The organism is Actinomadura sp. CNU-125 (genome assembly GCF_001942465.1).
Taxonomy (GTDB): Bacteria; Actinomycetota; Actinomycetes; order Streptosporangiales; family Streptosporangiaceae; genus Spirillospora.
On sequence record NZ_MKJY01000367.1, the window covers coordinates 1 to 4143 of the forward strand.

A 4143-nucleotide genomic window follows, 5' to 3' on the forward strand; every position below is an offset into this window, starting at 1 on the left:
CCGGCCGTGGCCGTCGCCGGCTCGGCGCTCCTGCCGACAGGGTGTCGGCGTCGGCCTTGACCGTGTAGACCTCCCACGGCTCGGTGCCGGGGGCGGTGACCCACACCTTGTCCCGCCGCCGGGCGGGACGGGCGCGGGGTCGGCCTTGGCCTGGGCGTAGACGGTCGCGAACCGCTGCCCGACCGTGACGGTGCTGAGCGCGGCGAGCGCCCACAGCGCGGCGGCCAGGATGTAGGGGACGCCGAGGCCGGAGAATCCGGCGGCGACGAGCGCGACGATGAGCCGCTCGGCGCGTTCGGCGATGCCGACGTTGCAGGTGTAGCCGAGTCCTTCGGCGCGGGCCTTGGCGTAGGAGACGACGACCCCGGACACCAGGCAGTAGAGCGCGACGGCGGCGAGGGCCTCCTGCCCGTCCCGGTACAGGCCGATCATCAGTCCGGAGAAGATCGCGGCGTCGGCGACCCGGTCCATCGTGGAGTCCAGGAAGGCGCCGAACCGGGAGATCTTGCCGGTGACGCGGGCGACCGCGCCGTCCAGCATGTCGAACAGCACGAAGGCGGTGATCACCATCGTGCCCCAGAAGAACTCGCCGCGCGGGAACAGCACGAGGGCACCGGCGGCCACGCCGGCCGTGCCGATGATCGTGATGGCGTTGGGCGAGACCCCCGTCCGCGCGACCGCCTGCCCGATGGGCGTCAGGACCCGCCCGAGCGCGGGCCTCAGTTTGTTGAGCATCGCCGTCCGTTCTCGTGTGTCTGGTGAAGGCCGCCCGCGGGCTCCCGCAGCGCGCCCATCGTAGTGCGCTCCGGCGCGCCCCGTGCCCGCCCCGGTGACGCCCCCGTACGTGCCGGGACGCGCCGGTCGGCGCGGGTCGCGCGGCGGACGCCGGGCGTCCGGTTCCGTCCGGTCCGGCGCGGTTCGCCGCGACGGATTCGCGTTGTTTGCCGTTCACCTCTTGTGATCCCGCGAATCCCGGGAAAAGGTGTTGACACGGGTGTGACGTCGGTCACGCCGGGGACGGGGCCGGACGCCGCACTCGGACGTCAGGGCCGGGCCGCCGGGCCGGGCCCCACCGTACGCGGGCCCGCGCGCGCAGAGGCGCGCGGACCCGTCCGAGGAGGTAGCCATGGCGGACAAGGGAGGCCACACCGGGGGCGCCGGCAGGGCACCGGAGGCCGGCGGGTGCGACAAGGTACGCAACGTCGCGCTGGTCGGCCATTCGGGAGCGGGCAAGACGACGCTCGTGGAGGCGCTGCTCGCGGCCACCGGCACGATCCAGCGGGCCGGCCGGGTCGAGGACGGCACCACCGTCGGCGATTTCGACGAGGCCGAGCTGCGCAGGCAGCGCTCGGTCAACCTCGCGCTCGCTCCGCTCGTGCACGCGGGCATCAAGATCAACCTGATCGACACGCCGGGATACGCCGACTTCGTCGGGGACCTGCGGGCCGGGCTGCGCGCCGCGGACGCCGCGCTGTTCGTGATCTCGGCGGTGGACGGCATCGACGGGCTCACCCGGATGCTGTGGGACGAGTGCGCCGCGGTGGGCATGCCGCGCGCGGTCGTCATCACCAAGATCGACCAGCAGCGCGGCGACTACGACGACACGGTCCTGGCCTGCCAGGACGCTTTCGGCGAGGGCGTCGCGCCCGTCTACTTCCCCACCGACGGGGACGGCGGCCCGACCGGACTGATCGGGCTGCTGACGCAACGCTGCCTGGACTACTCCACCGGGCACCGCACCGAATGCGAGCCCGACCCCCGCTACCTGGAGCAGATCGCCGAGCAGCGCGCTCGCTGATCGAGGGGATCATCCAGGAGAGCGAGGACGAGTCCCTCATGGACCGGTACGTGTCCGGCGAGGACATCGACGTCAAGGCGCTGATCGCCGACCTGGAGACCGCGGTGGCGCGCGGCAGCTTCTACCCGGTGCTGGCGACGTCGGTCCCGCACGGCGACCATCCCGGCCCGGTGATCGGCATGCGGGAACTGCTGGAGGTCATCGCCCAGGCGTTCCCGCCGCCGCTCGAACACGGCATCCCGACGGTGACGCCGGTCGCGGGCGGCCCGCCGCGCGAGGTGGCCTGCGACCCCGAGGGGCCGCTGGTCGCCGAGGTCGTCAAGACCACGTCCGACCCGTACGTGGGCCGCGTCTCGCTCGTCCGGGTGTTCTCCGGGACGCTGCGTCCCGACACCGTCGTGCACGTCTCCGGGCACGGCCTGGAGGACCGCGGCCACGAGGACCACGACGTCGACGAGCGGGTCGGCGCGATCACCTCGCCGCTCGGCAAGACCCAGCGGACGGTGTCGTCGTGCATCGCCGGGGACATCTGCGCGGTCGCCAAGCTGACCCGCGCCGAGACCGGCGACACGCTCTCCGATCCCGGCTCCCCCGTGGTCATGGCGCCGTGGTCGATGCCCGACCCGCTGCTGCCCGTGGCGGTCAAGGCCCGGTCGAAGGCCGACGAGGACAAGCTCAGCCAGGCGCTCGGCCGGCTCGTCGCCGAGGACCCGACGCTGCGGCTGGAGAACAACTCCGAGACCCGGCAGCTCGTCCTGTGGTCCATGGGCGAGGCGCACGCCGAGGTGCTGATCGAGCGGCTGCACACCCGCTACGGCGTCGAGGTCGACCGCGTGGAGCTGCGGGTGCCGCTGCGGGAGACGTTCGGCGGCTCCGCCAAGGGCCTCGGCCGGCACGTCAAGCAGAGCGGCGGGCACGGCCAGTACGGCATCTGCCACATCGAGGTCGAGCCGCTGCCGTCCGGCGAGGGCTTCGAGTTCGTCGACAAGATCGTCGGCGGGGTGATCCCCCGCCAGTTCATCCCGTCGGTCGAGAAGGGCCTGCGGCACCAGATGGAGCGCGGCGTGTCGGCCGGGTACCCGCTGGTCGACGTCAAGGTGACGCTGCGGGACGGGAAGGCGCACTCGGTCGACTCGTCCGACATGGCGTTCCAGGCGGCGGGGGCGCAGGCGCTCAAGGACGCCGCGGCGGCGGTGCCGATCCTGCTGCTCGAACCGGTCGACGAGGTCGACGTGCTGATCGCCGACGAGCACGTGGGGACGGTCATGCAGGACCTGACCTCGCGGCGCGGCCGCGTCCTCGGCTCGCGCGCGATCGCGGGCGGCCGCACCGCGATCAAGGCGGAGGTGCCGCAGCTGGAGATCGTCCGGTACGCGGTCGACCTGCGTTCGATGTCGCACGGCACGGGCACGTTCAGCCGCGCGTTCCTGCGCTACGAGCCGCTGCCGTCCAACCTGACGGAGAAGGTCGCCGCCGCGTCGCACGAGACCGGCTGACCGACGCCCGGACGCCCGGCGGGGAGTCAGTCCTCGCCGGGCCAGCAGTCGGCGATCATCCGGCGGGTGTCGCGCAGCAGTTGCGGCAGCACGTTGGTGTGCCCCACCACCGGCATGAAGTTCGTGTCGCCGCCCCAGCGCGGGACGACGTGCTGGTGCAGGTGCGCGGCGATGCCCGCGCCCGCCACCAGCCCGAGGTTCATCCCGACGTTGAACCCCTGCGCGCCGCTCGCCTTGCGCAGCGCGGCCAGCGCCAGCCGGGTGAAGCGGGCCAGTTCCATGTACTCGGGCTCGTCCAGATCGCCGTAGTCGGCGACGTGCCGGTAGGGGACGACCATGAGGTGCCCGGAGTTGTACGGGTACAGGTTGAGGACCGTGAACACCGTCTCCCCGCGGGACACGACGAGGCCCTCCTCGTCGGTCATCTTCGGGATCTCGCAGAACGGGCAGCCCTCGCCCGAGCCCGTCCCCTTGATGTAGGCCATCCGGTGCGGGGTCCAGAGCCGCTGGAAGTTGTCGGGCGTGCCGGCCCCGCCCCGCTCCTCCTCGTAGCGGGGAGTGCGCCGGTCACCGGGGTCCGCCCCGGACGGCTCTTCGCGCCCGTGCCGCTCGACGTGCTCCACGGGCTCCTCCGGCTCTGCGGTCAAGGCGGCGGTCTCCTTTTGTTCACGGCCTGACCAGCAGCATAGAGAGACGTGCCGACGGGACCGCAGCCGGGTTCCGGCGGGCGGTCCCGGCCGGGACCGGCCGGTACGGTCAGGCGGCGGCGCGCGCGTAGCAGGTCTGCATCGCCACGCCCACCGACACCGTGGTGATCTTCACGCGCTCGACCTGCTGCGGGGAGACCCC

At 72.9% G+C, this 4143-nt stretch carries 4 protein-coding genes; 2 read left to right on the top strand and 2 right to left on the bottom strand.

Annotated elements, in window-relative coordinates:
- Positions 1-735 (bottom strand): phosphatidylinositol phosphate synthase (pgsA, locus tag BJF79_RS33710; RefSeq protein ID WP_143220593.1); only part of this gene is annotated, 735 nt, incomplete at its 3' end.
- A gap of 391 nt (positions 736-1126) precedes the next feature.
- Between pgsA and BJF79_RS62840 the strand changes: the two genes are divergently transcribed.
- Together BJF79_RS62840 and BJF79_RS33715 are read left to right on the top strand one after the other, a co-directional pair.
- A complete protein-coding gene (locus tag BJF79_RS62840; RefSeq protein ID WP_262402942.1) occupies positions 1127-1798 on the top strand; it encodes a GTP-binding protein in 672 nt (223 codons plus the stop codon).
- Complete coding sequence (locus BJF79_RS33715) at positions 1744-3294, top strand: elongation factor G (RefSeq protein ID WP_262402943.1); 1551 nt, start codon at positions 1744-1746, stop codon at positions 3292-3294. The genes BJF79_RS62840 and BJF79_RS33715 overlap by 55 nt, the downstream gene beginning before the upstream one ends.
- Positions 3295-3320: 26 nt before the next feature.
- Here BJF79_RS33715 and BJF79_RS33720 read toward each other — a convergent pair whose 3' ends face one another.
- Entirely contained in the window at positions 3321-3941 is a 621-nt protein-coding gene (locus BJF79_RS33720; RefSeq protein WP_262402944.1) for an HIT family protein, read from the bottom strand.
- Between the last annotated feature and the right edge of the window lie 202 nt (positions 3942-4143).